21 protein-coding genes are annotated in these 24,357 nt (G+C 60.0%); 7 read left to right on the top strand and 14 right to left on the bottom strand.

Features of this window, described 5'->3' with window-relative positions; all coding sequences use genetic code 11:
* Window positions 1-58: 58 nt before the first annotated feature.
* Window positions 59-673: a GNAT family N-acetyltransferase gene (locus GC125_RS03180; protein ID WP_151984007.1), complete on the top strand. Its 615-nt coding sequence runs from the start codon at window positions 59-61 to the stop codon at window positions 671-673.
* Between the two features lie 181 nt (window positions 674-854).
* Here the strand turns inward: GC125_RS03180 and GC125_RS03185 are convergent, their stop codons facing one another.
* The 3 genes from GC125_RS03185 to GC125_RS03195 are packed head-to-tail and all read right to left on the bottom strand — an operon-like array spanning window position 855 to window position 4,490.
* Complete coding sequence (locus GC125_RS03185) at window positions 855-1,919, bottom strand: ABC transporter ATP-binding protein (RefSeq protein ID WP_151984008.1); 1,065 nt, start codon at window positions 1,917-1,919, stop codon at window positions 855-857.
* Window positions 1,912-3,495 (bottom strand): ABC transporter permease, encoded by a 1,584-nt coding sequence (locus tag GC125_RS03190; RefSeq protein WP_286165343.1) that lies wholly within the window; start codon window positions 3,493-3,495, stop codon window positions 1,912-1,914. The genes GC125_RS03185 and GC125_RS03190 overlap by 8 nt, the downstream gene beginning before the upstream one ends.
* Complete coding sequence (locus tag GC125_RS03195) at window positions 3,492-4,490, bottom strand: iron ABC transporter substrate-binding protein (RefSeq protein WP_151984009.1); 999 nt, start codon at window positions 4,488-4,490, stop codon at window positions 3,492-3,494. The genes GC125_RS03190 and GC125_RS03195 overlap by 4 nt, the downstream gene beginning before the upstream one ends.
* Before the next feature lie 1,136 nt (window positions 4,491-5,626).
* Here GC125_RS03195 and GC125_RS03200 point away from each other — a divergent pair.
* Complete coding sequence (locus GC125_RS03200) at window positions 5,627-6,361, top strand: Crp/Fnr family transcriptional regulator (RefSeq protein ID WP_151984010.1); 735 nt, start codon at window positions 5,627-5,629, stop codon at window positions 6,359-6,361.
* A gap of 480 nt (window positions 6,362-6,841) precedes the next feature.
* Here the strand turns inward: GC125_RS03200 and GC125_RS03205 are convergent, their stop codons facing one another.
* The gene (locus GC125_RS03205; protein ID WP_151984011.1) at window positions 6,842-7,096 is read right to left on the bottom strand and encodes a DUF6894 family protein; all 255 of its coding nucleotides are present in this window, start codon (window positions 7,094-7,096) and stop codon (window positions 6,842-6,844) included.
* Between the two features lie 334 nt (window positions 7,097-7,430).
* On the opposite strand from GC125_RS03205, the gene GC125_RS03210 reads away from it, so the two are divergent.
* From GC125_RS03210 to GC125_RS03220, 3 genes are all read left to right on the top strand, one after another.
* The gene (locus GC125_RS03210) at window positions 7,431-7,661 is read left to right on the top strand and encodes a hypothetical protein (protein WP_151984012.1); all 231 of its coding nucleotides are present in this window, start codon (window positions 7,431-7,433) and stop codon (window positions 7,659-7,661) included.
* Window positions 7,662-9,327: 1,666 nt separating this feature from the next.
* Window positions 9,328-11,289, top strand: a complete 1,962-nt coding sequence (locus GC125_RS03215; protein WP_151984013.1) for a methyl-accepting chemotaxis protein — start codon at window positions 9,328-9,330, stop codon at window positions 11,287-11,289.
* On the top strand, window positions 11,289-11,759 hold the full coding sequence (locus tag GC125_RS03220; RefSeq protein ID WP_151984014.1) for a chemotaxis protein CheW: 471 nt from the start codon (window positions 11,289-11,291) through the stop codon (window positions 11,757-11,759). Before GC125_RS03215 ends, GC125_RS03220 begins: the two co-directional genes overlap by 1 nt.
* A gap of 165 nt (window positions 11,760-11,924) precedes the next feature.
* Here GC125_RS03220 and GC125_RS03225 read toward each other — a convergent pair whose 3' ends face one another.
* The 6 genes from GC125_RS03225 to pqqB form a co-directional block, all read right to left on the bottom strand.
* Window positions 11,925-13,910, bottom strand: a complete 1,986-nt coding sequence (locus GC125_RS03225) for a hypothetical protein (protein WP_151984015.1) — start codon at window positions 13,908-13,910, stop codon at window positions 11,925-11,927.
* Window positions 13,911-14,022: 112 nt separating this feature from the next.
* A complete protein-coding gene (locus GC125_RS03230) occupies window positions 14,023-15,249 on the bottom strand; it encodes an ATP-grasp domain-containing protein (protein WP_151984016.1) in 1,227 nt (408 codons plus the stop codon).
* Between the two features lie 213 nt (window positions 15,250-15,462).
* On the bottom strand, window positions 15,463-16,587 hold the full coding sequence (gene pqqE / locus GC125_RS03235) for a pyrroloquinoline quinone biosynthesis protein PqqE (protein WP_286165344.1): 1,125 nt from the start codon (window positions 16,585-16,587) through the stop codon (window positions 15,463-15,465).
* A complete protein-coding gene (gene pqqD / locus GC125_RS03240; RefSeq protein WP_151984017.1) occupies window positions 16,587-16,886 on the bottom strand; it encodes a pyrroloquinoline quinone biosynthesis peptide chaperone PqqD in 300 nt (99 codons plus the stop codon). Before pqqD ends, pqqE begins: the two co-directional genes overlap by 1 nt.
* Window positions 16,883-17,650, bottom strand: a complete 768-nt coding sequence (gene pqqC / locus GC125_RS03245; protein ID WP_151984018.1) for a pyrroloquinoline-quinone synthase PqqC — start codon at window positions 17,648-17,650, stop codon at window positions 16,883-16,885. Before pqqC ends, pqqD begins: the two co-directional genes overlap by 4 nt.
* Window positions 17,647-18,561, bottom strand: coding sequence for a pyrroloquinoline quinone biosynthesis protein PqqB (pqqB, locus tag GC125_RS03250; RefSeq protein ID WP_151984019.1), 915 nt, complete (start codon window positions 18,559-18,561; stop codon window positions 17,647-17,649). The genes pqqC and pqqB overlap by 4 nt, the downstream gene beginning before the upstream one ends.
* 257 nt (window positions 18,562-18,818) lie before the next feature.
* Between pqqB and pqqA the strand changes: the two genes are divergently transcribed.
* The gene (gene pqqA, locus GC125_RS03255) at window positions 18,819-18,914 is read left to right on the top strand and encodes a pyrroloquinoline quinone precursor peptide PqqA (protein ID WP_126007877.1); all 96 of its coding nucleotides are present in this window, start codon (window positions 18,819-18,821) and stop codon (window positions 18,912-18,914) included.
* A 125-nt stretch (window positions 18,915-19,039) separates the two neighbouring features.
* Here pqqA and GC125_RS03260 read toward each other — a convergent pair whose 3' ends face one another.
* The 4 genes from GC125_RS03260 to GC125_RS03275 are packed head-to-tail and all read right to left on the bottom strand — an operon-like array spanning window position 19,040 to window position 22,052.
* Entirely contained in the window at window positions 19,040-19,789 is a 750-nt protein-coding gene (locus GC125_RS03260) for an ABC transporter ATP-binding protein (RefSeq protein ID WP_502706032.1), read from the bottom strand.
* The gene (locus GC125_RS03265) at window positions 19,749-20,498 is read right to left on the bottom strand and encodes an ABC transporter permease (RefSeq protein ID WP_151984021.1); all 750 of its coding nucleotides are present in this window, start codon (window positions 20,496-20,498) and stop codon (window positions 19,749-19,751) included. Before GC125_RS03265 ends, GC125_RS03260 begins: the two co-directional genes overlap by 41 nt.
* 4 nt (window positions 20,499-20,502) lie before the next feature.
* Complete coding sequence (locus GC125_RS03270; protein WP_286165345.1) at window positions 20,503-21,597, bottom strand: ABC transporter substrate-binding protein; 1,095 nt, start codon at window positions 21,595-21,597, stop codon at window positions 20,503-20,505.
* 8 nt (window positions 21,598-21,605) lie between these two features.
* Window positions 21,606-22,052 (bottom strand): GFA family protein, encoded by a 447-nt coding sequence (locus GC125_RS03275; protein ID WP_151984022.1) that lies wholly within the window; start codon window positions 22,050-22,052, stop codon window positions 21,606-21,608.
* Between the two features lie 490 nt (window positions 22,053-22,542).
* Here GC125_RS03275 and GC125_RS03280 point away from each other — a divergent pair, with 490 nt between their 5' ends.
* Window positions 22,543-24,339, top strand: coding sequence for a methanol/ethanol family PQQ-dependent dehydrogenase (locus GC125_RS03280; RefSeq protein ID WP_502706081.1), 1,797 nt, complete (start codon window positions 22,543-22,545; stop codon window positions 24,337-24,339).
* Window positions 24,340-24,357: the final 18 nt, after the last annotated feature.

The raw sequence follows: 24,357 nt of genomic DNA on the forward strand, positions 1-24,357 counted from the left end.
CCCGGTTGATTGGCGCGATGTCTCGCATGTTGGTAGGATCAAGGCCCGGAGGGTTGGAATGTTCCGAACGCGCCTAGCGGATGATCTGGATTTGCTGGTTCGTGCCGTGGTCCCGGCTGACAAGAACCATCTTTTGGCAGGATTTTCCCATCTTTCCGAGCGGTCGCGGTTCTTCCGATTTCTGGGTGGCGTCACGCGTCTTTCGGAAAGCGATCTTGTCCGGTTCACCGCGCACTCCAATGCCCAGCATTGCGCGATCGGTGCCTTGAACATGAGTGTCGTTCCGCCCGATCCCGTCGCCATCGCACGCTACGAGCGGCTCGATACAGATCGTGAAAGCGCGGAAATGGCCGTGACCGTGATCGATGCCTATCAAGGCTATGGGGTTGGCCCGCTGTTGATCGGCGCCATCGCCTTCTGTGCCGCGGAAGCAGAGATCAAGCGTTTCGTTGCCTACGTGCATCCTGAGAATCGCGGGATGATCCAGCTGATGATCTCCCTCGGCGCGCATATCGTGGATGCGGCCGAGGGGGAGATCACGTTCGACTTGCCGCTGCATCGGGATGCATGGGCCTATCCGGATACGCGGGCAGGAAGGCAGGTGCGGCTGGCTTATGGTCTAATGGCGCATCATGCGCCGGAAGCAGCCGCGGGGCCGATTGGACAGTCCTGATCGATTTGGTCGTTATCAGCTCAGGCCGAGGAACGACAGAATGGCGATGACGATGACGACGAGACCGACGATGTAGATGATGCTGTTCATTGTTTTTCTCCTTGTATTTCGACCGGGAGAACGACGGCCTGCGGCTAATGGTTCCATTCGCAAATGGTAAAACACCGACTGCGGTGGAGATTCACGAATTTTCCGCGACGGCCTGTTCGAATAGAGCAACAGGCTCGGAGGTCGTCAGCCGCACGGGCGTGCCAATAGTGAGCAGGCTGCTTGTTGCGGCGAGCGCCATGATCTCGGTTCCGCCCACGCGGACCCAGTACAGTTGATCGTGGCCCCGGAACTCGCGACCGATGACGACGCCGTTGCCATCTTCGGCGGGCGTCAGCACGAATTGCTCGGGCTTCACGGCAAGGCGCACATTGCCGTACATCGTCCGGTCGATGGCGAGATCGCCGAAATCGGTCTGGGCGAGGAACCCGTTTGCGCATGCGGGAACGATGTTGGACCTGCCGATGAATCGGGCGACGAATTCATCCGCCGGGCGCCGGTAGACGTCGTCGGGCGTGCTCATCTGCAGAATCTTGCCCGCATGCATGACAGCGACGCGGTCGGCAAGTGCCAGCGCCTCTTCCTGGTCATGCGTGACGAGAATGGCTGCGGATCCGGCCTGTTTCAGGAGCCGGCGTACTTCCTGGCGCGTCTCGACACGCAAGGCGGCATCGAGATTGGAGAAGGGCTCGTCGAGCAGCACGAGGGGTGGGGCCGGCGCGAGCGTTCGCGCAAGCGCCACGCGCTGTTGCTGGCCGCCCGACAGCTGATGCGGCATGCGGTCGGCGAGATCGGCAAGGCCCACCATCTCGAGCATTTGGGCCGTGCGTCGCCGTTGCTCGGCAGGGGAGGCGTGCCGCAGGCCGAAGGCAACATTGGCCGCGACGCTCAGATGCGGAAAGAGTGCGTAGTCCTGGAAGACGAAACCGATGCCGCGCTTTTCGGGCGGAAGGTTCGTGACATCGCGGCCGTTGAGACTGATCGTTCCGGCGTCAGGGCGCTCGAAGCCACCCGTCAGACGCAGCGTGGTGGTCTTGCCGCAGCCCGAAGGACCAAGGAGCGCAATGAGTTCTCCCGGCATGACTTCGAAGGACACGCCGGCGACTGCGGCGCCGCGGGCCGCCGGAAAATGCCGCACGAGATCGCGCGCCGCGAGCAGCGGTCCCGAACCCCGATCAATGTCAGCTATTTCAGTCATGTTTCGCTTCATGCCTGAGAACGACCCCGACAAACAAGCCGGAAAAAATGATGATGGCTGCGGCATAGGGTGCCGCGTTGACCATCATGCCTTCGGATGTGCGGCTGAACAGCGTGATCGCGAGCGACCGGTAGCCGGTCGGCGCAAGCAGGAACGCGATCGGGAGTTCCTTCATGGCGATGACGAAGACCAGCACCATCCCACCGATCACGCCGCGCCGGATCAGCGGGAAGACCACATGGGCAATGACCGAAAGCGGACTATAGCCGAGCGACCGGGCCGCTTCCTCCAGGGAGGGACGCGCGAGATAAAGCGCCGCGCGGATCGGTCCGAGCGCCAGTGCTAGGAACGCGAGCGAATAGGCGATCACCAGCAGGAGATGCGACTGATAGAGCGGCCGCGCGAAGCCGAGTGACAGGAACACGAAGGCAAGCGCGAAGGCCAGCGGTGGCACCGCATAGCCGATGAAGGCCAGGCGGTTGATCGCGCTCGACAGCGGCGACGGGTAGCGCACCGCCATGACCGCGACGGGCAGCGCCAGCGCACCGGCGAGCAACGCCGACGGGACGGCGACCGACACGGAGTGCCAGAAGCTCGTGAAAAGCGCAGGCAGGCTGGGAAGCAGGGGTTCCGCCGACAGCCAGAAGGCGAGAACGGAAATCGGCAGGCCAAGCGACGCGAGCGCCACCAGGACGATGAAGCCCCATGCCGCCACCGACGGGAGCGTGCCGATCGCAGCGATGCGCGATCGAACGCCCGAGCCGGTTCCCGTACGGGCGAAGTGAGCGCCCTCTCGCAACTTGCTTTCCCACCAGATGACCGAGATCGCGATGGTGATCATGATCAGCGCGAGCCAGGCGGCGTAGATGCGATCATAGGCGGCGGCATATTGCGTGTAGAGCGCGTATGAGAAGACCTCGAACCGCATCAGCGCGACGGCTCCGAAATCGCCGATCACATAGAGGCCGACGACGAGCCAGCCGGCAAAGAGCGCCGGACGCAGGTAGGGCAGCGTGACGCGGAAAAAGACCTCGCGCGGCGAAGCGCCGAGGGCGCGCGCGCTTTCCTCGAGGCTCGCATCGATGCTGCCGAGGGCCGCGCGCAAATTCAGATAGATGTAGGGATAGGTATAGAGGCTGAGCGCGAGCGTTGCGCCGAGCCAGCCTTGCGGCCTGGGGAAAGTCCAGCCGAAGAGCGTGTTCATGAATCCGTAATAGCCGGACAGCCCGATCAGCGCATAGGCCATGACGTAGCCTGGAACCGCGAGCGGCAGTACGACGAGGATGTGCGCGATGCGGCGGCCCTTGAGGCCGGTGCGGGTCGTGAGCCAGGCCAAAGGCGCGGCAATCGCCGTCGCCAGGATAAGGACGCCGGCGACGAGTGCTGCCGTGTTCAACAGCAACTGCCCGGTGCGGGGCCTGAAAACGAGAGAAGCGACCGTGCCGAAATCGGCCTCGGTCGCGCGCAGCACGAGGTAGAAGATGGGGACCAGCATCGCCAGCCCCACCAGAACGGCGGGGATGACGAAGATGGCGGGCGGCGCGCGTTTGCGGCCGCCCGTCACGATGGCTGTCACAACAGGCCGACCTCACGGAGCAGGTCGAGCGTGCCTTCGAGATCGTCGATGTCGTTGAGGTCGAGCGCCGGCGAAGCGGCGATGACGTCCTCGATGTTGGGCTCGATGCCGGAATTGTCGGCGCCTTCGATGACGCCGTATTCCTGGTTGTCCTGCGCGAAGTAGGTCTGCGCTTCTTCGGACAGGAGGAAGGTGACGAACTGCTCTGCTGCTTCGGCGTTGTCGGACGAGGCAAGAACGCCCGCACCGGCTGCCATCAGCAGATTGCCTGCATCGCCATTGGCGAAGATCGACTGCGCGACGGGGAAGGCGGCATCAGCTGCCTTGTTGCGCAGCAGGTAATAGTGATTGACCAGGCCGAAATCGATTTCGCCGTCGGCGATCGCCTGAAGCTGGGATGCGTTGTTGGAATAGACCTGTGTGTCGTTGGCGATCATCGCCTCGAGCCAGGCCTTGGTTTCTTCCTCGCCAAGGAGAACCCGCAACGCGGTCAGGTGTGCCTGGAACGAGCCATTGGTCGGCGCCCAGCCGACGCGGCCGCGATAGTCTTCGCCGGTCAGATCGGTGATCGAGGTCGGGAGTTCGCCCTCTTCGACACGCTCGGGCGAATAGATGAAGGTGCGCGCCCGTGCCGAAGCGGCAACCCAGCGGCCTTCGTCATCGCGCAGTGTCTCTGGAACCGTTGCGAGCAGTTCTTCCGGCAGCGGCGCGAAGAGTTCGCCGACAGCGCCCAAGGCGCCCGGATCCTGGGCCCAAAACACATCCGCCGGGCTCTGGTCGCCTTCTTCGGAGATCAGAACGGCCATCTCGGCCGTGCCGCCGTATCGGACCTCGACTTCGATGCCGGTCTCTTCGGCAAAACGGTCGATGATCGGCTGTGCGAACGTATCGCCACGGCCGGAATAGATCGTCAGTTCCTGGGCACCCGCAAGTGTGGGCAACGAAACGGCTGCAAAAGCTGCCGCGGCGATCAGCGATCGTGTTGTCTTGGACATCGGTGTCTCCCGTTTGGTTGTCTGTCCCGGTCTGCGAGATGAGGAAGTCATCCCGAGATCTCTCCTAGGAGGCCATGGAAGGCGCCTCTCCGGTCCGGCGTCGCTACAATACCTGATAATTAGCGTCAAGTAATATCAGGCTGCCGGCTGGGAGAATTGACCCGTCGGCGTGCCCCGCTGAAAGGCGAAGCGCAGAGATTGGCTTGCCTCATACAGAGATTGGCTTGCCTCATACATGGTACGCGCACGCTCGCACGTACTGTCTATAGACGACGCCTAAAAGCGCGATCAAAGAAGGCTGCTCACTCAAGAGGCAGCGCTCCGACGAAGGCAGCGTCGGCGCATTTTTTGTCGTCAAAACGGGAAGTTGGGACATTTTCTTGCGAGGTGCGGAAACTGTCATTTTTCTGCAAAATGGCTGTTGACCGGAGCGAATGGCTCGGACTATAACCCGCTCACCAACGAGGGCGGCGCGCCGCTGGCGGCGAGAGACTGTTGCCCTTGATTTGGTTTAGGATTGCTCTTATGTGGCGGTTCTTTGAGATTTCTTGAAAGTTCGCTTTTGCGGATTTGACGGTGCTGTTGATGGGGCTTTCGGGCTTTGGTTGGCGGCAAGGACGGATTGTTGCCTTTGGGTGATGTGTTCGTCGGTTTTTTGACAATTGCATNATTTCGATCAGGCTATGCATCACCTTCTCGTCGCGGAGCAGGCGAACGTGCGTTTGAGCAATACAATTTGTTTGATGGCGTTCCGCCACCGACGGCAATGCCCCGCAACTGTCAAACGCTTCTGCAGTGCCGTTCTCGAACTTGATCGGGCTTTGATTTGCAACGCTGCAGATGTCGAAGCGAAGCGCTACAATGCTTTGCAGATGCTCGGTGATCTGCGGCAGCTCATTGCTGGCCGGGTATAGTCACCATAGCAATATCAAGTGTGATTTGGTTCATCGGTTGTCGTCGCATGGACACGCTCTCAATGGTGGGGATCATGACGCTGTCGGATCGAGTAGCACCCGGCGTAGCTTTATGTTTCCGTGGGCGTCAGGGGATAAGGATCCTGATTACGCGACACTTGCATCAGGTTTTTGCACCGTGCAGACGCAAAACACATCGTTAAAGTCGGGGGGGGGGGAGCAATGAATGCGTTTGTCCGAAAGCTTGAGTGCTATCGCAGTCTCAACGATAGCGACAGGGCTCTGGTCAAGGCACTCACCGGAAAGGCAAGGTTGGCAGAGCGCCATACCGATCTCGTGGAGGAAGGGGTGCCGACAAATGTCGTTCACGTGATACTTAACGGATGGGCTATCCGGCATAAAACGGTTAGGGGCGGAAGGCGGCAGATATTTGGTTGCTTAGTCCCTGGCGACATCTGCGATCTACACGCAGCTCTGCTCGACGAGATGGACCACACAGTTTCGACTGTATCTGATTGTGTCATCGCCGAAATCCGTCGCCCCGACATCCTAGACATTGTAGCGGAGCGTCCGGCACTAACGCGGGCTTTCTGGTGGACCATGTTGGTCGATGAGGCCGTCCTGCGGGAGTGGGTGACCAACATAGGGGCCCGAGATGCGAAGTTGCGAATCGCGCATCTTTTCTGCGAAGTTCATGCACGCCTGGAAGCTGTCGGGCTCGTCAGCGAGGGAACATTCAAGCTCCCGATGACGCAGCAGGAGCTGGCCGATACGGTTGGTCTATCGATCGTGCACGTAAACCGCAGTTTGAGGGTTTTACGTGAACGCGGCCTCGCCTCGTTCCGCAACCAAATCGTTGAAATCCCATGTGTTGATCGATTGAGAAAGTTCTCCGATTTCGAGGCGAGTTATCTGCACCTTAATCCGGCTCCAAGAGCGCAATCGGTCTCTTGCTAAAACTACAGTGCTCCGACTGAACCTAATCAGATTGGCGCCAGAAGCCTAGCACACGGCCGCACGCTACCTCCTAAAAGCGTTGCGCCTGGAAGTAGCCTCCCCACCGACATTGCCGGGATGGTATGCGGCAGCGAGCTGCAGCGCTCCGACATGTGGAGTTTATAGCGATCAAGCTACGTGTCGTGGCGGAAAATTGGAAATGGTGACTTGTGTCAGTTACAGCGAGACGGTTTCACTCGCCTGGTTCATTTCCAGCAAGATCGTGATTGCTTGCCGGGCAGTCGCTGTGGTTTGGAGCGACGGTTTCGCCCGACTACATGGACCGCTTTCAAACGTAGAGCATTAAGAGGCGAACGAGCGTCTGCGCGGTCCAGCACGGATGCCTGCGCAAGCCAGTGACTCGCTACGCAGCAAGCCAAAGCCTAATCATCCGATTGGTGGTGCGGATGGTCGTTGGCTAAACGGAAAGCTATTATGCGATCAGTGACCACTGAGCTCGCCCAAGCCGGGCGATACATCGAAGTTGACAGTGCATTTCAGCACATGTTCACCAGCTGTGTTACGTACGCGTATAATGAAGCGCCGCCGCGTACTGTCTGGCAATGCTTCGCGCACCATATCGGCCATTCCGCACACGGCCGCACGACGTGCAGCCGAGAGCGTGCCGAATTCCAATCCGTCGGGGTCATGATCATGACGTTCACCATCAGTGACGTCGAAAAAATATCGGTCCATTAGGATCTCCGAGAGGATGGCCGTCACAGACGAGCATATATCTCGCTGAGCGCGCCCGGTCCCTATAGTAAGCAAAGCCGGAACGCCCCCAACTTGTTCCGGTCATATCTCGTATCGCGACTGAGGCCACGTTCGTCGCTCCGCTTGGTTGTTGAGTCGGTGAATCCCGCCATACGATGACAACGCCTGAGCGCGAAATTCCCTGTAAGTCGAACTGGCGGACGGATTCACCCATAATCGGCTGTCATGACTCTGTGACGCTCTGATGTCATAGATTAATGACAGCCTATTTCGCTGCTGATAGGAAGCACCTTTGAAACGAAGGAGGCTCTCAATGACCGAGACCATGCTTACTCCAGCCTCCGTCGATCTCCTTAGTCTGTTGTTGAGGGATGGCGGTCTGCCTGCGAAGGACAAGCGTGTCGATCCAATGACGGCTGTCGACTTGATGGACGAGGGATATTTGAGCATCAGCATTCGCGATGCATCGTTGTCGCTGACGGACAAGGGGCGGCATTTCCTCGATATACAGGAGCGGCTCGATCGGATGTCTAATCCGAGATAGCGAATGCTCCCATCCTTGCGTCTGAGGCAATGAAGCGTGTTGCGAGAATTCGTGCGAGCTTTTCTCCATTCTTGAACGGTGCCCAACCGTTGCGCGGCACTGGGCATGGCGTGCCACACGTGTTTGCTTGTGCCCGGTCTTACAATGGCACGCTCGCCGGCCAGAACGACCTTCCCGCATTGCAGAGGAAGCCGGCGTCCTTGGTTGCTACTCCGCAGCTCGGCCAGCTTTCTGAAGCTCCTCATGGCGGATTCTGTCAGCGAGTTGAAGAAGCTTGGCTATCGTCCTGATCTTTGGAGTTGCCAAAAAATTGCATTCTATTGGACGGTGCGGGGCAATGATTTCTTCGGTTCTTACACGACAGACAGCAGCGGGTGTCAGTTGATACCAATGAGGAAAAGCTGGTGATTGCTTTTTGCAAAGAAAACAGGTTATCGAGATTTTTGTTCTTGATTCAATCTTGATTTGTTCGGATTACATGAGCTGGATCAATATCAGCTCTTTCACAGAGGCTGGCGCTTAGCTGATCGGTCACGTCGCGAGTGCGTAATGCGTCCATTGGGGTTTTGACGTAGCCGGCCAGACGGCGGCTGGAGACGGATAGCCCTGAAACGCAACGTTTTGCCAATTGTGGCCGGACGTCCAGCTTGCCCTATGTCCTGCCGTTCAGATGATCGCTACGATGAACCTGTAAGGTGGATGTACGGCCGGAGTGATTAGACGGCGCTTTCGGGGCGGGAAGCGAAATGACACCGGACGGCCGCTTCAAAGAACCATTGGGAGCCCTTCGTTCTGATCCCCCAAGCGTCTTGGGCGGCCGAGCTTCTGCGGCCGTTGCTGCTGACACCTTACCGATCGTCGCGCGGCCAGCGAAAGCCCTGGGCTGAAGCCGCCATCTCGGCAAGAAGCAATTGATGCACACATAACCTTAACCAGTGTTTGCGAATACATGAATGGAGATCACCACGACCTGGGAGGGAAAATGCTGTTCATGCGACGCAAGAATTCCCCGACCCCGCCATCTTGGGAAGAGGCTCTTTTCAACCTCACGGATGTGATCATAGTCGTGGCTGCAATTGCGATCTTAGGCAGAGCATGTTGTTCGATTTTCGGCCGTTGATCGAGGAGGCGCAGGCAGAGCAGCATTCACGGTCCGAAGAGCGCCATGGTGGTTCGGTAAAGGTGGCTGCGAGCCCCCGCAACCAAATCAAATAAACCAGATCGATAAAGCCCCAGCATCAGCCCTGGGGCTTTTTTGCATTCCAACAGCACCCAACGCGAGGATCGCTCCAGGCTCGCCAACGAGCTCGATCGCAGTCCGCCATCATCCTGGATCATGCGGATTGCAGACAGAAGAGCGCGCACGCGCGAATGCTGCAAATGACCTAGTCTTTTCGGCTTTATGCTTTCCTCTCTAACAATCGTGCCGCGATAGCGCTGCCGATTGCTGCAACAACTCACGCGCGATTTTAACGAATTTGCAATCGACCCTCATTAGCTTGTTCCTGGCGGGTGAGACCTACCTTGAGGCCATGAGCGCCATTGACCGCGATGATCATCTTCCGGCAGATCTGACATGTGGTCGTCCGAAACTCGGCGTCGAGCGGTAACTCCTTGAACCTGAGCCTTTGACAGCTTCTGCCCCTTGCAGGCTTGGGGACCTTCAATGAAATTCTTCACAAACGCTCCGGTACGAGCGAAAATTTTGGCGCTCGTCATTGCGCTCGCCGTGACGTCCGTGGGCGGCGCCGCATTCATGGCCCATGAGGCCAACTCGTCGAGCTCAACTTTCCTGGAATTCATCGAGGCCGATATCGAGGCAACGTCGATGGTGTCGCGTGCAACGAGAAACCTTCAGTCTGTCGCCTATCGCTCGTACCAAGCGCTCGACAGCGAGCCTGGATCGCCAGCCCATGCGGTCGCGCTGGAAAGCTACGAGGGCAATGCCGAGCAGATGATAGATCGGCTTTCACGAGCCATCGAACTGATGCCGGCCGAAACGACCGTGCTTTCCGCGCTTCGCGAGCGCGCGGGGCAGGTCGTGGAAGGAACCGGCAGCGCCATCGATCTCGATAGTGACGGCAACAATGAAGCGGCACGAACAGCCTTGATCGCGACCGATCTGCTCATCGACGAGCTCACGACCGATCTCCGAGTTTGGAGTGAGACGATGTCGGATACCATCCAGGGGCAAAGCAGTGCCTTGAAAGTGGAAAGCGATCGCTTGACGCTCATCACCGTCGGCTCCCTGATTACGCTTTCGGTGGCCATGGCAATTGTGTCTTTGATTGTTTCCACCGTGGGCATCACGCGCCCCATCGCGGCGTTGAAGGCGCGTATGCAGTCCTTGGCGGAGGGCGATCGGGAGCAAGAGGTCCCTGGACTGAGCCGAGGTGATGAAATCGGCAAGATGGCGGATGCCGTTGAAGCATTTCGGCAGGCGGCAATCGAGAAGGTCCGTCTGGAAGACGAGGCCCTTGAAGCGCGAGGCAGCAGCGAAGCACAAAGGTTGGAGCGCGAGCGCCAGAAGGCCGAACAAGCTGCCGAAGTTCAAGTGGTGGTCGACGCCCTCGCCGAAGGACTCGGGAAACTTGCAAATGGCGATCTCGGCTTTCAGCTCGATCAACCCTTTGCAGGCGATATGGACAAGCTGCGCTCCGACTTCAACAACGCGGTCACCCGATTGAATTCGGCAATGGTGTCGGTCACCGAAAACGCGCGCGCCATTCATTCGGGCTCTGAAGAAATACGGGTCGCAGCGGACGATTTGTCCCGCCGCACGGAGCAGCAAGCAGCGTCGGTCGAAGAAACGGCTGCCGCCTTGGAAGAGATCACCACCACCGTCGCCGACAGCACGAAGCGGGCAGAAGAAGCCAGAAACCTCGTGTCGAAGACCAGGATCGAAGCCGAGCGCTCGGGCGACGTTGTGAACAATGCCATCGTTGCGATGAGCGCGATCGAGAAATCGTCGACCGAGATTTCCAACATCATCGGCCTGATCGACGACATCGCGTTTCAGACCAATCTGTTGGCGCTCAATGCCGGCGTTGAAGCCGCGAGAGCGGGCGAGGCGGGTCGGGGCTTTGCGGTCGTGGCTCAGGAAGTGCGCGAACTTGCCCAACGATCAGCGCGTGCGGCCACGGAGATCAAGGTTCTGATCAACGCGTCCGGCCAGCAGGTCAAATCTGGCGTCGCGTTGGTCGGTGAGACGGGACAGGCGCTGTCGACGATCGTTCGGGAGGTCCAGGAAATCAACGAACACGTCGCGGCGATCGCTGAGAGCGCCCGAGAGCAGTCCGTTGGATTGAGAGAGATCAACACAGCCGTGAACAGCATCGACCAGGGGACGCAGCAGAATGCCGCGATGGTGGAGCAGTCGACCGCTGCCAGCCACAGCCTGGCCCAGGAGGCGGCAGCACTCAACGAACTGATTGCTCAGTTCAAGGTAGCCGATGGTTACACAAGCCCGGCGAGGTCCCCTTCACGCGCTCCTGCGATTGCATCCGATCGTGCCAAGTCCGTCGATTCGCCCGCTCGCAAACTTGGTCGGAAGCTCGCGACCGCATTTGGCGGCGGATCCACCGCTGCAGCGGTCGATCAGTCCCGTGAGACCTGGGAGGAGTTCTGATGCCAAGTCCCATCGTCGGAAGCTCTGAAGCTTCAGTGGAAATCATCGCCTTTCACCTGGGTGCACAACAGTTCTGCGTGGAGACGCTTGCGATCAGAGAAATCAGGGGGTGGGCGCCATGCACACCCCTTCCCCACTCTCCTCGGGAGGTTTTGGGCGTCATGAACCTGCGGGGTTCGGTGATCCCAATCATCGACCTGGCAGCGCGGCTCGATATGCCTGCGGCAGAACCGTCGGAGCGAAGCGCAATCATCGTCGCTGAAGTGAGCGGAAAAGTGGTGGGTCTTGTCGTCGAACGCGTGTCCGATATCCTTCGGGTGAAACGAAACGACATTCAACCGATACCAATCGTCTCTGCCGACTTCGATGCGAGCTATGCCGAAGGGATTATTGCCCTGCCAGCCGGCATGGTCTGCTTCCTCAATCTGCCGCGACTGTTCTCAAACAGTTCTGTCGAGATGGCGGCCTAAGGCAACGCACAGGGATTGCCGTCTCGAACCCTGGGGCGGCTTGACGACGATGGCCAGCTCCACGCTGACGATGGCCAGCTCCACGCTGACGATGGCCAGCTCCACGCTATCGACCGAGCTACGATCCAAGTGAAGCCGGTGAGCGGCGAGCATCGTGGCGCTCCGTCATCCTGGCTGGCGGGATATCCCCCAGCCAATGGCGGTCAAAGCGACGATCTCGTCCACCAGGCTTTCAGGCACCTCAGCGCAGTCGCCGCTTGAAATCGGGTCGTCGTGGAAGATGTAGACATGAGCTGCGAACTGCTCGAAAGGCAGTGACGCTTCTCCATAGCGCTCTCCATGCCCTTCGGTCGATACGACAGTGCCGTTTCCCCAATCCTGGCCGCTGTCATTGTTCGGGTTATAGAAATAGACCCGCATCACCCCATCTTGATCCAGTGCGGTTCTGATCAGACTTATGGCGTGCCATCCGACAAACGCGCCCGCATTGGTCGTCGCAGCAATTCCGACCGGCTGAGGGTGAATAATCTGCTGATTGCCGTTCCATGCCGGGTGATAGGCCGCACAGAATCGCCTGACGAAATCCTGGTGCCCTGTGAGGAGTCCGCTGGTGATGTCGACTGCGATATGAAAGTTGCGGCCTACCCACCAGCCATGGAGTTCGGGATTGATCCAGCGGTGCGGGTCGGCGTCGCGATCTTCGCAACGGCGACCCATTTCCGCGTAGATTCTGTCCAGATGAGGAACGAGGATTGCCGATATCGGGTCGGCATCCAGAACGGAGGTCGTGACGAGGCCATCCCCAAGCGTGCTGCTCTCGATCCGTTGACCTTCGAAATGCATGATGAGGTTGTCGTGCAGCGCCGCTTGAGCCACGATGTGAAGCAGATAATCCGGGTCGTTCAACGCCCAGAGCGACAAGGCTCTTGCTGACTGGCAGGTCGGATTGTTGCCCTGACCTATTCCAAGCGGCAGACCAAGCACCTGCAGAAGGCCAGCCACGAGATGTGCCTTCGGCTCGATACCCCGGCCGAAGCTTCCGGACACCAGTCGCTGAACAGGCTCGCACGGAGTCAGGTCAAGCGTCCGCCAGAGCGATGGGGCGACCGGTGGAGCGTAGAGGATCCCACGTTCGAGCATGAGTGCCAGGCCAAGTACCGCCTGCGCGGTCTCCGGGAACATGGCGGTGCGGATCAGCGCATGAACCAGCGCCGAGTAGCATCGCATCGCATCAAGCCCTGTGCTGCTCAATCCGAGTGACGTGGCCAGAAGCTGGTCTCTCTCACAGTCGACCGTCCAGCGGACGAATACGGGATGGTAGTCGGACACGAGACCGGTTTCGTGCATGCGCTTGGCGAGCGTTTCGGCCTCCAGCTTCAGCGTTTTGTCATCCGCTGCGGAAAGGCGGTCCGTGTAGACGCTTAGGCCGGGGTCGTCGGCACAGAGAGGAGCGGGCGAGAACAGGGCCTCGACGAGCCCTTTCGCCCGCTCGGACAGGTGCGATCGGGGAAAGCTGGCGTCAGAGCCAGTTGCTGCGATCTGGGAGATCATCCCTTTGATGTGCCCGATCTGCACTGGCCGCTGGGCCAGCACGCGATGCACTTCGTCGACGAGCTTTTCCTGGATGGTCATCGGCCCGACGGTTTCGAGCAATGCGGAGAAAAGACGGTTGATCGCGGGGTCGAGCGATCCGGCCGAGTTCCGGCTGGCCTCGTCACTTGCCCCAAAAATGCGGGCGAGGTTGAGCGCCAGCACCTTGGCCAGAAATTCCGACGCCGCCTTGGGTGTCACCTCGGAATTCTCATGGGATCCATCGGCGATGGCGGCAAAGCGCAGGAGGCTCATGCACTCCAGCATCTTGGTTTGCACGGGTCCGTTGCTCAAGGTTCCACCGACCAGACCGGGCAACAGCGATGCCGGATGATCCCAATCGGAACCGGCAAACAGGCCCGCATCATCGGCACGGACCGCTCTGTCACGCAGAACGGTCAGCCCGCCGTCGTGCGCCATTATCCGTCGAGCGACGTCGAGCAGTCGACCTTGGTAATTGGCCTTGGCGAAGCGCGATGCATCCTCCAATTGTCCGAGCATGCGGTCGAACTGTTCGGTAATTTCTTCGAGCGACCGCCGTGTCGTATTCAAATGGTTCATGCAACGTCCCGTGCCTGTGGCTTGCCGGTTCTACCCTGTAGATTGCACTTCCAGCATGCCACAGAGCTCAATCTCGATTCATGGCGGTTGTCACCAACGGCCGGGGCATGGGCTAGACATAAAAGTCCAGATCTTCCTGGCGTTTCAGCAAGTCTCGCATTTGGTGTGCGTCGTTGCCGAAGAAGTAGACCAGCCCCCAATGCGTTCCGAACGCCGTGCGCTTGGTGACTTTCTGCTCCATCGGCGGCGCCAGCTCGTGAAACTCGAAATAGCTGTGGTTTTCGGTTTCTTCGGGTATCTGCAGCTCACTCACAACCCGCCGACGCGGATAGACACCGAAACAGCCTGCATGTCCCTTCGCGCCGACCACAGGCTCGGGGAAAAAGGCGTCCAATTCTTCCTGCGTCGACTTCGGATCGAAGGCGAGGACCAGAGCCTGATAAGCGTTGAAGCCATAGGCTCGCTCCATCAGTTCGAAAGCATTGAATCCTGGTGGGCGATAGGCGACCTCGCCAAAGTAGAGAGTGCCGTCGTTCGTCACGAAGTATTCCGGATGGATGAAGCCGAAATCGATATCGAAGACTTCGATCAGCTTTTCGATCTGCTCCGTGATACGCCCGCGCCATTTTTCCAGTTCTGGAGTGGCGGGTACGAACACCGAATAGCCGAGCGTCACGTACTCGGAGATATTGAGAAACTGAATTTTCCGGTCCTTGATCCACGCTTCAACAGCGAATTCCCAGCCGTCCAAATGTGATTCCAGCAGCGCTGGAAACTCGTCGTCCGAAATCGCATCGACGTCGTCGGCCGTCCTGATTACGCGGTGCCCGAGACAGCCTGCCTTATCGAAGGCCTTCATGTGGATCGGGTCATTGACGTCGCCTTCGAGTTTGAGCAACGTCTGGTTGACGCGCTTCAGGAACCGGATGACATCCGACCGGTCCATCGCCTCCTCGAAGATGCCCACTCGGATACCACCGAGTTGAGCGCGACGCTTCATCAGCGATTTATCGCGAAACAGCATCGACTGCCCAAGAAGGCGCGGATTTCCCAGCAGAACGGAATTGATCGCGCCGGCCCACTCGACCGTTTCCTCAAACAGCGGAATGGCGACGTCGACGCCCATATCCTTCAGCGTTTGCGCAATTTCATGCGAACGGTCGTTGAGCCTTTCGAAGTCCCATTTGATGAATGGTATATCGTTGGCGGTCGCGTATTCTTCCGCCCAGTATGGCGCGACGACGATATAACGGCGGTCGAATTTCGCGATTGCCTCAATGGCCTTGAGGCTCCAACCAAGGATGGCGACATAGCCCTTGTCGGGGTTTGCTTCAGTCATACGATCTCCCAGCCCGGCTTTTACAAGCCGCGTTTTATTTCGATCATCGAATTAGATTGTTCTTGGGCTGGGTAACATGGCTGCAAGTAGAACGCAAACCAGTCGATCAGTAGCCGAACTTCAGAAATATTGCTTCGAACGACAAAACATTCCGAAGTCGGTGACCAACGCATGGGCGCCGAACATGTTTGCTGGCGCGTCCGTTAAGTCACGTCATCGTCGGTAGACGAAGTCGCCGGGCGTGGCGGCGCCGTCGCTGGCGGCTGCCGCTGTCAGAATTTCGCGTAAGGGGGAGCGGATACAGACCGGGTCGGTTGCCGTCGCATCGCCGGCGAGCGCCATCGCCTGGCATCGGCAGCCGCCGAAATCGACGTGCTTGCGTTCGCAAGAGCGGCATGGCTCCTGCATCCAGGCGTCGCCGCGAAATGCGTTGAAGGCCTCTCCGCGATACCAGATATCGGCCAAGGGACGTTCGCGCACATTGTCGAAGCGGAGCGACGGGATGGTGGATGCAGCATGGCAGGGGAGCACCTTGCCGGACGGTTCGACATTGAGGCCGATGCGGCCCCAGCCGCCCATGCAGGCCTTGGGGTATGTGGAATGGTGATCGGCGGGGACGTAGTCGATGACGAGAACGCCCTTCAACCGTTCGCGCGCGGCGGCAACAGTTGCGTTGGTGCGCACCACCTGTTCCTGCGTCGGCATCAGGGCTTGGCGGTTGCGCTCGGCCCAGCCGTGGAATTGCACCGTCGCGATCTCGATGCGTCGGGCACCCAGTTGAACCGCGAGATCCAGCATTTCGTCGAGCTGGTCCATGTTCTGCTTATGGCAGACCGCATTGACGGTGAGCGGAATGCCGGCCTGCCCGACCCAGCCGGCAACGGCCATCTTGCGCTCATAGCCGCCCCGGTAACCGCCGACATGATCCGCCATGGCGGCGTTGGCGCCCTGCAGCGACAATTGCACATGGTCGAGACCTGCGTCCGACAATTGCTGGACCCGCGCTTCGGTCAGGCCGACGCCGGAGGTGATGAGATTGGTATAGAGGCCGAGATCGACTGCCGCTTTGGTCAGTTCGACGAGATCGCGTCTCGACGCGGGCTCGCCCCCTGAAAGATGCAGGTGCAAGATGCCGAGTGTGGCGGCTTCTGCGAAAACGCGGATCCATTCCTCGGTCGTCAATTCTTCGCGCAGGCCCGTCAGTTCGAGCGGATTGGAACAATAGGGACAGGCCAGTGGGCAGCGATGCGTCAGTTCGGCCAGGAGCGCCATCGGCGGCGGAATGCGGGGTGCTTCGGTCGTCGCGGTCATCCGTTCACGAGTCTGGGTGGCTGTCATCAGATGATCTCCAGCATTCGCCGATCGGAGAGTTCCTGCACGAAGGCAGTGACGTCTCCGACGATCTGGTCGCGCGGCGCGCCGAATTCAGCCGCAAAGGCATCGGTGATGGCGTCGATCGACCGGACTCCGTCGAGCGCCTGGACGATCTTCACCGCGATGTCGTCCAGCGCCATGGCGCGTTCCGGCGCGAGCAGCACTTGCTGGCCACGCACCGCATCGTCGCGCAGCCTGACACCGCGCGCCAGTCGCGCGACCGTTGTCCCGTCGATCGTGGCGGCGGATGCTTCGCCGTTCATTGGGCGGCTCCCTGAAATTCGGAGCTTTCCCGAACGCCCGTTTCCCCATCCCAACCACCGGGGGGGATGCGCGCCGGGGCGACATAGGCCGAATGCAGCGCGTCGAGCTGCGACCAGAGGACGTCCGTCTTGAAGGTCAGTGCCGCTGCGGCCGCATCCTGCTTTTCGAGCGTATCGGCGTGGTCGAGCACGTAAGCGAGACCGAACGCGACATCCTTGGGCGCCTCGTTCAAACGGGTTCGAAAATAGGAAAGCGCCGCATCGTCGGCGAAGGCGTAGTGTTCGAGAAGGCCGGCGATCCGCTGGCTATGGATCCTCGGCGCGAACAACTCGGTCAGCGATGCGGCGACGGCTTCCAGCATCGGCTTGTCGCGCACGAAGGCGACGTAAGCGTCGACGGCGAAGCGTGTGGCGGGGAGCACGCCATCGGTCGAGGCGACATAATCCGGATCGAGGCCAACGGCTTCTGCGAGTTTCAGCCAGCGCCGGATGCCTCCCCCTTCGGCTACGCCGCCGTCGTGATCTTCGATGCGGGAGCGCCACGCGCGGCGCAGATCGGGATCCGTGCAGCGCGAGAGAAAGGCTGCATCCTTCATGGGAATGCGGCTCTGGTAGTAATAGCGGTTGATCACCCAGGCGCGCACCTGCGTCATCGTGCATTGGCCGCCATGAAGAAGGCCATGAAACGGATGCTTGTCGTGGTAGCGGGTCTCGCCGATGACGCGAAGACGCGCCTCGAAAGCTTCTCGCGACTGAGCCGTCATGTCAGTTGAACCTCCATCCCGTCATGCCCGATTTCATGACCCGCCTGTTCGGCGGCGCGTCGTTCGGGGCCGTGCTGCCACACGGGATTGGTATTGTTGATATGCACATAGATGGTGCGCCCGATGGCGAGGTCCTTCAAGGCTTCGATGCTGCCACCCTCGCCGGACATCGGCATGTGCCCCATGCGACGGCCCGTCTTGAGGCCGGTGCCGGCGCGCGCCATCTCGTCGTCGTGAAAGACCGTGCCATCGAAGAAGACCAGATCCGCGCCTCTGATGCGCGCGGCCAACCGGTCGGTCAGGCGACCGCAGCCGGGGATGTAGTAGATCCGCTTGCCCGATGCCGTCAGTTCGACTCCGACGGTCTGCTCGCCTTCGAGAGCCGTGTCCGGATTCTCGCCTTCCATGAAGAGAGGCAGTTTGCCGGGGACGGCAAAGAGCGTCGCCTCCATGCCGTCGACCAACGCGAAGGGCTGATCCAAGGCGATCGTGATGCGCTCGACGCAGTTCGGGTCGAGCACCTCGAACACGGGGTTTGCCGCCAGGATGTCTCCGATGGCCGCCGTGGTGAACAGCCGAAATGGCTGCTTTTCACGCAGGATCAGAAGACCGGCGATATGGTCGATATCGCCATTCGTGACGAGCACGCTTGCAATAGGCGTGTCTCTCAGCGAGCGGGGATGCAGCGCCGGATTGGCTTCGATCTGCGATCTGATGTCGGGGGAGGCGTTGAGAAGCGACCAGTCGCGCCCGTTGGCGGTTACGGCCAGCGACGATTGCGTCTGCGGTGTGAGCGCGCCGTTCGGGTCGCGTGCCTCACGGCAGTTCGAACAGCCACAGTTCCACTGCGGCAGGCCGCCGCCGGCTGCCGCTCCCAGAACGAGTGCACGGACATTGTTGGTTTCTTGCAAGATCCTCCTCCGCGATGCAGCGCAAACCGCATCATCCCCTCCCTAGCAACAAGGAGGAGCGAGGCAAACAGGTCCTTTAGTATCCACCGCCCTCCGAGAGGTTTTTATTGCAATGCAGCATCCACGTTGTTTGCGCATTCCGATCAGGTACGAAGGTACTATGGCAGGGAGGGCGGGCGCCATTGCAATGTACTTGGCGTAATGGTGGAATAGCTTCTGCCAACGTGGCAGTCCACGTTCACTGGATCGGAGGAAACATGACCTGGCGTGCACCGAAGTTTATCGAAGTCAGTTGCGGTATGGAAATCAACCGCTACGCACCGGCGGATGGTGACGAACCCGTCCTGTTCTAGGAATTCTATCGGCTCGGACGCGCTTGAGAACAAGTTCGCCGGGCAAGTACAGGGAAGGAGCGTGGGCTGAAAAGCCTGCGCTCTTTTTCGTTCAAGGAGACAGAAACCCGCGATCCTGCTGCTCGTCAGGCGCGGATGATCTCGGGGTACCGATCTTCCAGATCCGACAGAACGCGATCGAAGGTAGGGCCACGGCGTTCCTGCGGCGGAAGCGGCACTGCAATCTCCGCGGCGATACGAGCCGGACGGCCGTTCATCAACAGGAGACGATCCGCCAGCCGCACCGCCTCGCGCACATTGTGCGTGACCATCAATACCGTGACGCGATGAAGCCGCGCCAGATCGACAAGCAGTTCGCGCAGACGATCTGCCGTGTGTTCATCCAGGGAAACGAAGGGCTCATCGAGCAGCAGGATGTCCGGCATGACCGCGAAGGCCCGTGCCAGCGCCACGCGGCGTTCCATGCCAAGCGACAACTCTCCCGGATAGCGATCCGCAAGACCTTCCAGACCGAGGATCTGATAAAGCGGCTCGAGGTCGAGGCCATGGCCGCCAGCCTGCGCGAGCCGGATATTCTGATCGACCGTGCGCCAAGGTAGGAGGCGCGGTTCCTGAAAGACCGCGGAGATGCGTGTCTCGCTGGAGGGGAGCGCGATCTCGCCATCGTAATCGGTCTCGAGCCCGAGCAGGATTCGCAGCGTGGTGGTCTTGCCGCAGCCGGAGGGTCCGATCATGCATGTGAATGTCGCAGGCGCCAGACTGAAGGCGAGGTCGGCGATGATGTCGCTCTGACTGCCGTCTGCCGACCTGAAGCTCTTGGATCGGATCAGGACGTCAAACGAGCTTGGGCCGCCAGCGCGTGAGATGGTGTTCAAGAGGCTGTACCACGATGAATTCGATTGCGAGCATGACGATGATGAAGGCGAGAGCATAGGCGAGAACCGCGGCGACATCGAACAACTGGAAATAAAGGTGGATCTGGAAGCCGACGCCGTTGGAACGGCCGAGGAACTCCACGACGAGAACGATCTTCCAGATGAGCGACAGGCCCGAGCGCCCGGCTGCGGCGATGAAGGGCTGCATCTGCGGCAGCACCACGTGGCGCAGCGTCGCCATGCGGGAGAATCGGAAGACGCGGGCCATCTCGGCGAGCTTCCGGTCCAGCGCGCGGGCTCCTTCGCGCACCGTGATCACGACATTCGGGATCTTGTTCAGGGCTACCGCGAGAATGGCGGCGACTTCCGTCAAGCCGATCCAGATGTAGCAGAGCACGATCACCACGAGCGCCGGCATGTTGATCATGAGAATGACCCAAGGATCGAGCAGCCGATCGGCGGTCCTGCTCTGGCCCATGAGGATGCCGATCGCAGTGCCGATGGCCATGGCAAGGCAGAAGGCCGCTGCGACGCGCATGAGCGTAGCGCTGAGATGGAAAAGCAGCGAGCCTTCCGTTAGCTCGCGCGCAAAGGTCTGGAAGACGGCAAAGGGCGTCGGGACTTCAGGGCTGTCGGCGAGATAGGCGGCGAGGGCCCAGACGATCAGAAAGCCGCCGATGGAGATCAGTCTGAGCGGTGCTTGCCGCATCACGTCACGATCCGTCGACCAAAGCGGTCCAGAAGGTGCCGGGTGCCATTTCCTCCGCCGGCCCGACCAACTCGCGACCGCCGATTTCGGCGAGGATGCGGTAGATCAGTTGGGTGTCGGCCAGTTCCGCATCCAGCGGACGATCGGGAATGCCGTCGCGAAATCTGTCACGCAGTACAATGAGCGTCGCATCGTCCGGCGCACCCGTCAGTGGCCGCAGATCGTCCCATTCTTCATCGGACGTCGCCAGGATGGATTTCGCCTTTTCGGTCGTCTCGAAGAACGCCGTCATCGTTTCCAGGTTGTCGTTCGCCCATTGCTCGTCGAAGACGTAGCCGATCGCCGAAATGGCACCTTCGGCCCCAAGCGCGATGCCGGCTTCGTTGGAATCGACGAGGCGGCGGAAGCCTTCCGCCTCCAGACGTGCGCCGTAATGCCAGTAGTTGAGGATCGCATCGACCTCGCCGCGCCTCGCGACTTCGGTCAGCAACGGCGGCGCACCGAAGACCTGTTCGGTCTCCGCCGCGAGATCGAAGCCGAATTCACGTTCCGCATAGCCGCGCAGCAAAAGCCAGCCCTTGTCCAGCGGACCGCCGGCGATTGCAATCTTGCGTCCGCGCAGATCACCGAAGTCTTGGATATCGGAAACTCCCGGCACCATCACGGCGCCGACGGACGAGGAAAACGGAACGAACGTATAGGTGCGGCCATTGGCGCGCTGTCTCGAAACCCAGAGCCAGTCCGAGACGATCACGTCGACTTCGCCTGCCTGCAGCGCGACCGTGGTCGCCTGGTTGCTCGCCAGGTTCAACGTCTCGATCGACAGGCCTGCAGCTTCGTCGAGGCCGTGTCGCTCGATGACGTCGAATTCCCAACTCACGGTGCCGTATTCCAGAAGGCCGACGCGAACGCGTTCCGCCGCCTCGGCCTCTGCTCCGACGAGCGTGGCCATGCAAAATCCAAGCACAGCGCTTGCTACAATTGTCAGTCTTAGCATCGTGCCCTCCACGAACGGCGGCACCAGCAGGCTTCTTTGCCGCATAGTCAAAGCGCTTGCCGAAAGCCGATCCTCCAACAGGCCTTCGGCAAACTGGCTCATCTGCAGCCTCATGCAGCCTGTACGGGATCTCCGCTTCCGGCCCATCCGGCATGGCGCGGGAGGCCATCATCGGGAATCGTCACCATCGGGTGCTTGGAATTGACGAAGACCCAGCGATCGGGCTTACCGCCGACATCCGTGTCACGGTCGATGGTGGGAATGTGGATCAGCAGATGGTCCGGGAAGGCGTCGACATAAAGAAACATATGGCAGCCGCATTCGGCACAATAGCGCCTGTGGCAGGTTGGCTTGGTGTCGATGTTGCGGATCTTGTCTTCGCCGGCCGTGATTGTGAACGCACTGCGCTCAACCACCGAAATCAGCGCCAGCGCGCCGCCGCACGTATCCGTGCAATCGGTGCAAAGGCAGAAATGAACCTCTGCCGGTTCCTTGTTGTATTCGAACCGCACGGGATTGCTGTCGCAACGGCATCCGCCTCGGGCGAGTATGGCCATCTGTCGATCTCCTCAAAGAGTTGCAGTGGGTCAAGCTGAGACGGCCCAATCACTAGGGCCGGCAGACGACACATAGATGCCGGCTTGTTCTAGAAATTCCGCAAGTGATCGCTGTCGCAGTGCTGCGGACAACGGAGCAATGCGAAACATAAACACGATGATCCTGATCCGAATTTTCCATCCGTGCCCATCAGCAACAATAGTACTTACGATCTGCCAACAAACGACACGATCAAATTCGCCGCCTTGGCAGACCGTGTCGCGTGCAGTGCAATTTCCTAATAATGCACTGCACAATCCAGTTGTTTAATAAGGTCCAGTACTTCGCAGTACTAACGTTCTATCGACACAGCCGAGGGCCCCATCCAGAATTTCCAGACTGCGCCGAGCCTGGCCAGGGTGCCAGGGTCCGCGGCAGCGCTTTTGCAGCTGGCGTGAGGCGTGACGGGAGGACGATCAGATGGGGATGGAGATGAAGAAATCCGGATTGATGGCGGCGTGTTCGGTGCTGGCTTTTGCCGCCACGACATCGCTTGCCACTGCGAACGACGAACTTGTCGAGATGCAGCAGAATGCCAAGAACTGGGTGATGCAGCTCGGCAATTACTCCGCCACGCGCTACAGCGAACTGGAGGAAATCAACAAGGACAACGTCGGCGATCTACAGGTTGCGTGGTCTTTCTCCACCGGCGTCCTGCGCGGCCATGAAGGTGGCCCGCTCGTCATCGATGGCGTGATGTACATTCACACGCCGTTCCCCAACAAGGTCTTCGCGCTCGACCTGAACGACAGTGGTCGGATCATCTGGCGCTACGAGCCCGAGCAGGACCCGAACGTCATCCCGGTCATGTGCTGCGACACGGTCAACCGTGGCGTCGCCTATGCCGATGGCAAAATCATCCTCCATCAGGCGGACACCAACGTCGTTGCGCTCGATGCCCAGACCGGCGAGGAGCTCTGGAAGGTACAGAACGGCGATCCGTCCAAAGGTGAAACCGGGACGATGTCTCCGCTCATTGCCGGTGACAAGGTGCTGGTCGGCAATTCCGGTGGTGAGTTCGGCGTCCAGGGTCACATGACCGCCTACAATCTGGAAACGGGCGAGCAGGACTGGCGCGCCTATTCCGTCGGACCGGACGACCAGATCCTTCTCGATCCGGAAAACACCACCCATCTGGGCGAGCCAGTCGGCGAAAACTCGAGCGTCGACACCTGGGAAGGTGACCAGTGGCAGCTCGGCGGCGGCACCGTTTGGGGTTGGGTCTCCTATGACCCGGAACTCAACCTTGTCTATTACGGCTCGGGCAACCCCGGCACATGGAACCCTGCGCAGCGCCCCGGCGACAACCGCTGGTCCATGACGATCTTCGCCCGTGACCTCGATACCGGCGTCGCGAAGTGGGTTTACCAGATGACGCCCCACGACGAGTGGGACTATGACGGCGTCAACGAAAACATCCTCGTCGACATGGAAATCGACGGTGAGGAACGCAAGGTTCTCTTCCACCCCGACCGTAACGGCTTTGCCTATACCCTCGATCGCGAGACGGGCGAGCTGCTTGTCGCGGCGAAGTACGATCCCGCGGTCAACTGGGCGACGGAAGTCGTCATGAACGAAGACGATGAGCAGTACGGTCGGCCGCAGGTCGTTGCGGAGTACTCCACTGCGCAGAACGGTGTTGACGTGAACTCGGAGGGCATCTGCCCCGCCGCTCTCGGCACGAAGGATCAACAGCCTTCCGCCTACTCGCCGGAAACGGGACTCTTCTACATTCCGACGAACCACGTCTGCATGGACTACGAGCCCTTCCAGGTCTCCTACACTGCAGGTCAGCCTTATGTCGGCGCGACGCTCTCCATGTATCCTGCCCCTGACAGCCACGGTGGCATGGGCAACTTCATTGCCTGGGATGCCGCTGCCGGCGAGATCGTCTGGTCGGTCGAAGAGCCCTTCTCCGTCTGGTCGGGTGCCTTGGCCACGGCTGGCGACATCGTGTTCTACGGCACGCTCGAAGGCTATCTGAAGGCTGTGGACATGGAGACGGGTGAAGAACTCTACCGCTTCAAGACGCCATCCGGGATCATCGGCAACGTCAACACCTACGAGCATGACGGCAAGCAGTATGTGGCCGTGCTCTCAGGCATCGGTGGCTGGGCCGGCATCGGTCTCGCCGCCGGCCTGACGGAAGGTACCGACGGTCTGGGTGCAGTGGGCGCATATCAGTCGCTGTCCGATTACACCCAGCTTGGCGGCCAGCTGACGGTGTTCAGCATCCCGAGCGAATGATGGCGGGCGAAGCCCCGG

This window comes from Rhizobium sp. EC-SD404 (genome assembly GCF_902498825.1).
Taxonomy (GTDB): domain Bacteria; phylum Pseudomonadota; class Alphaproteobacteria; order Rhizobiales; family Rhizobiaceae; genus Georhizobium.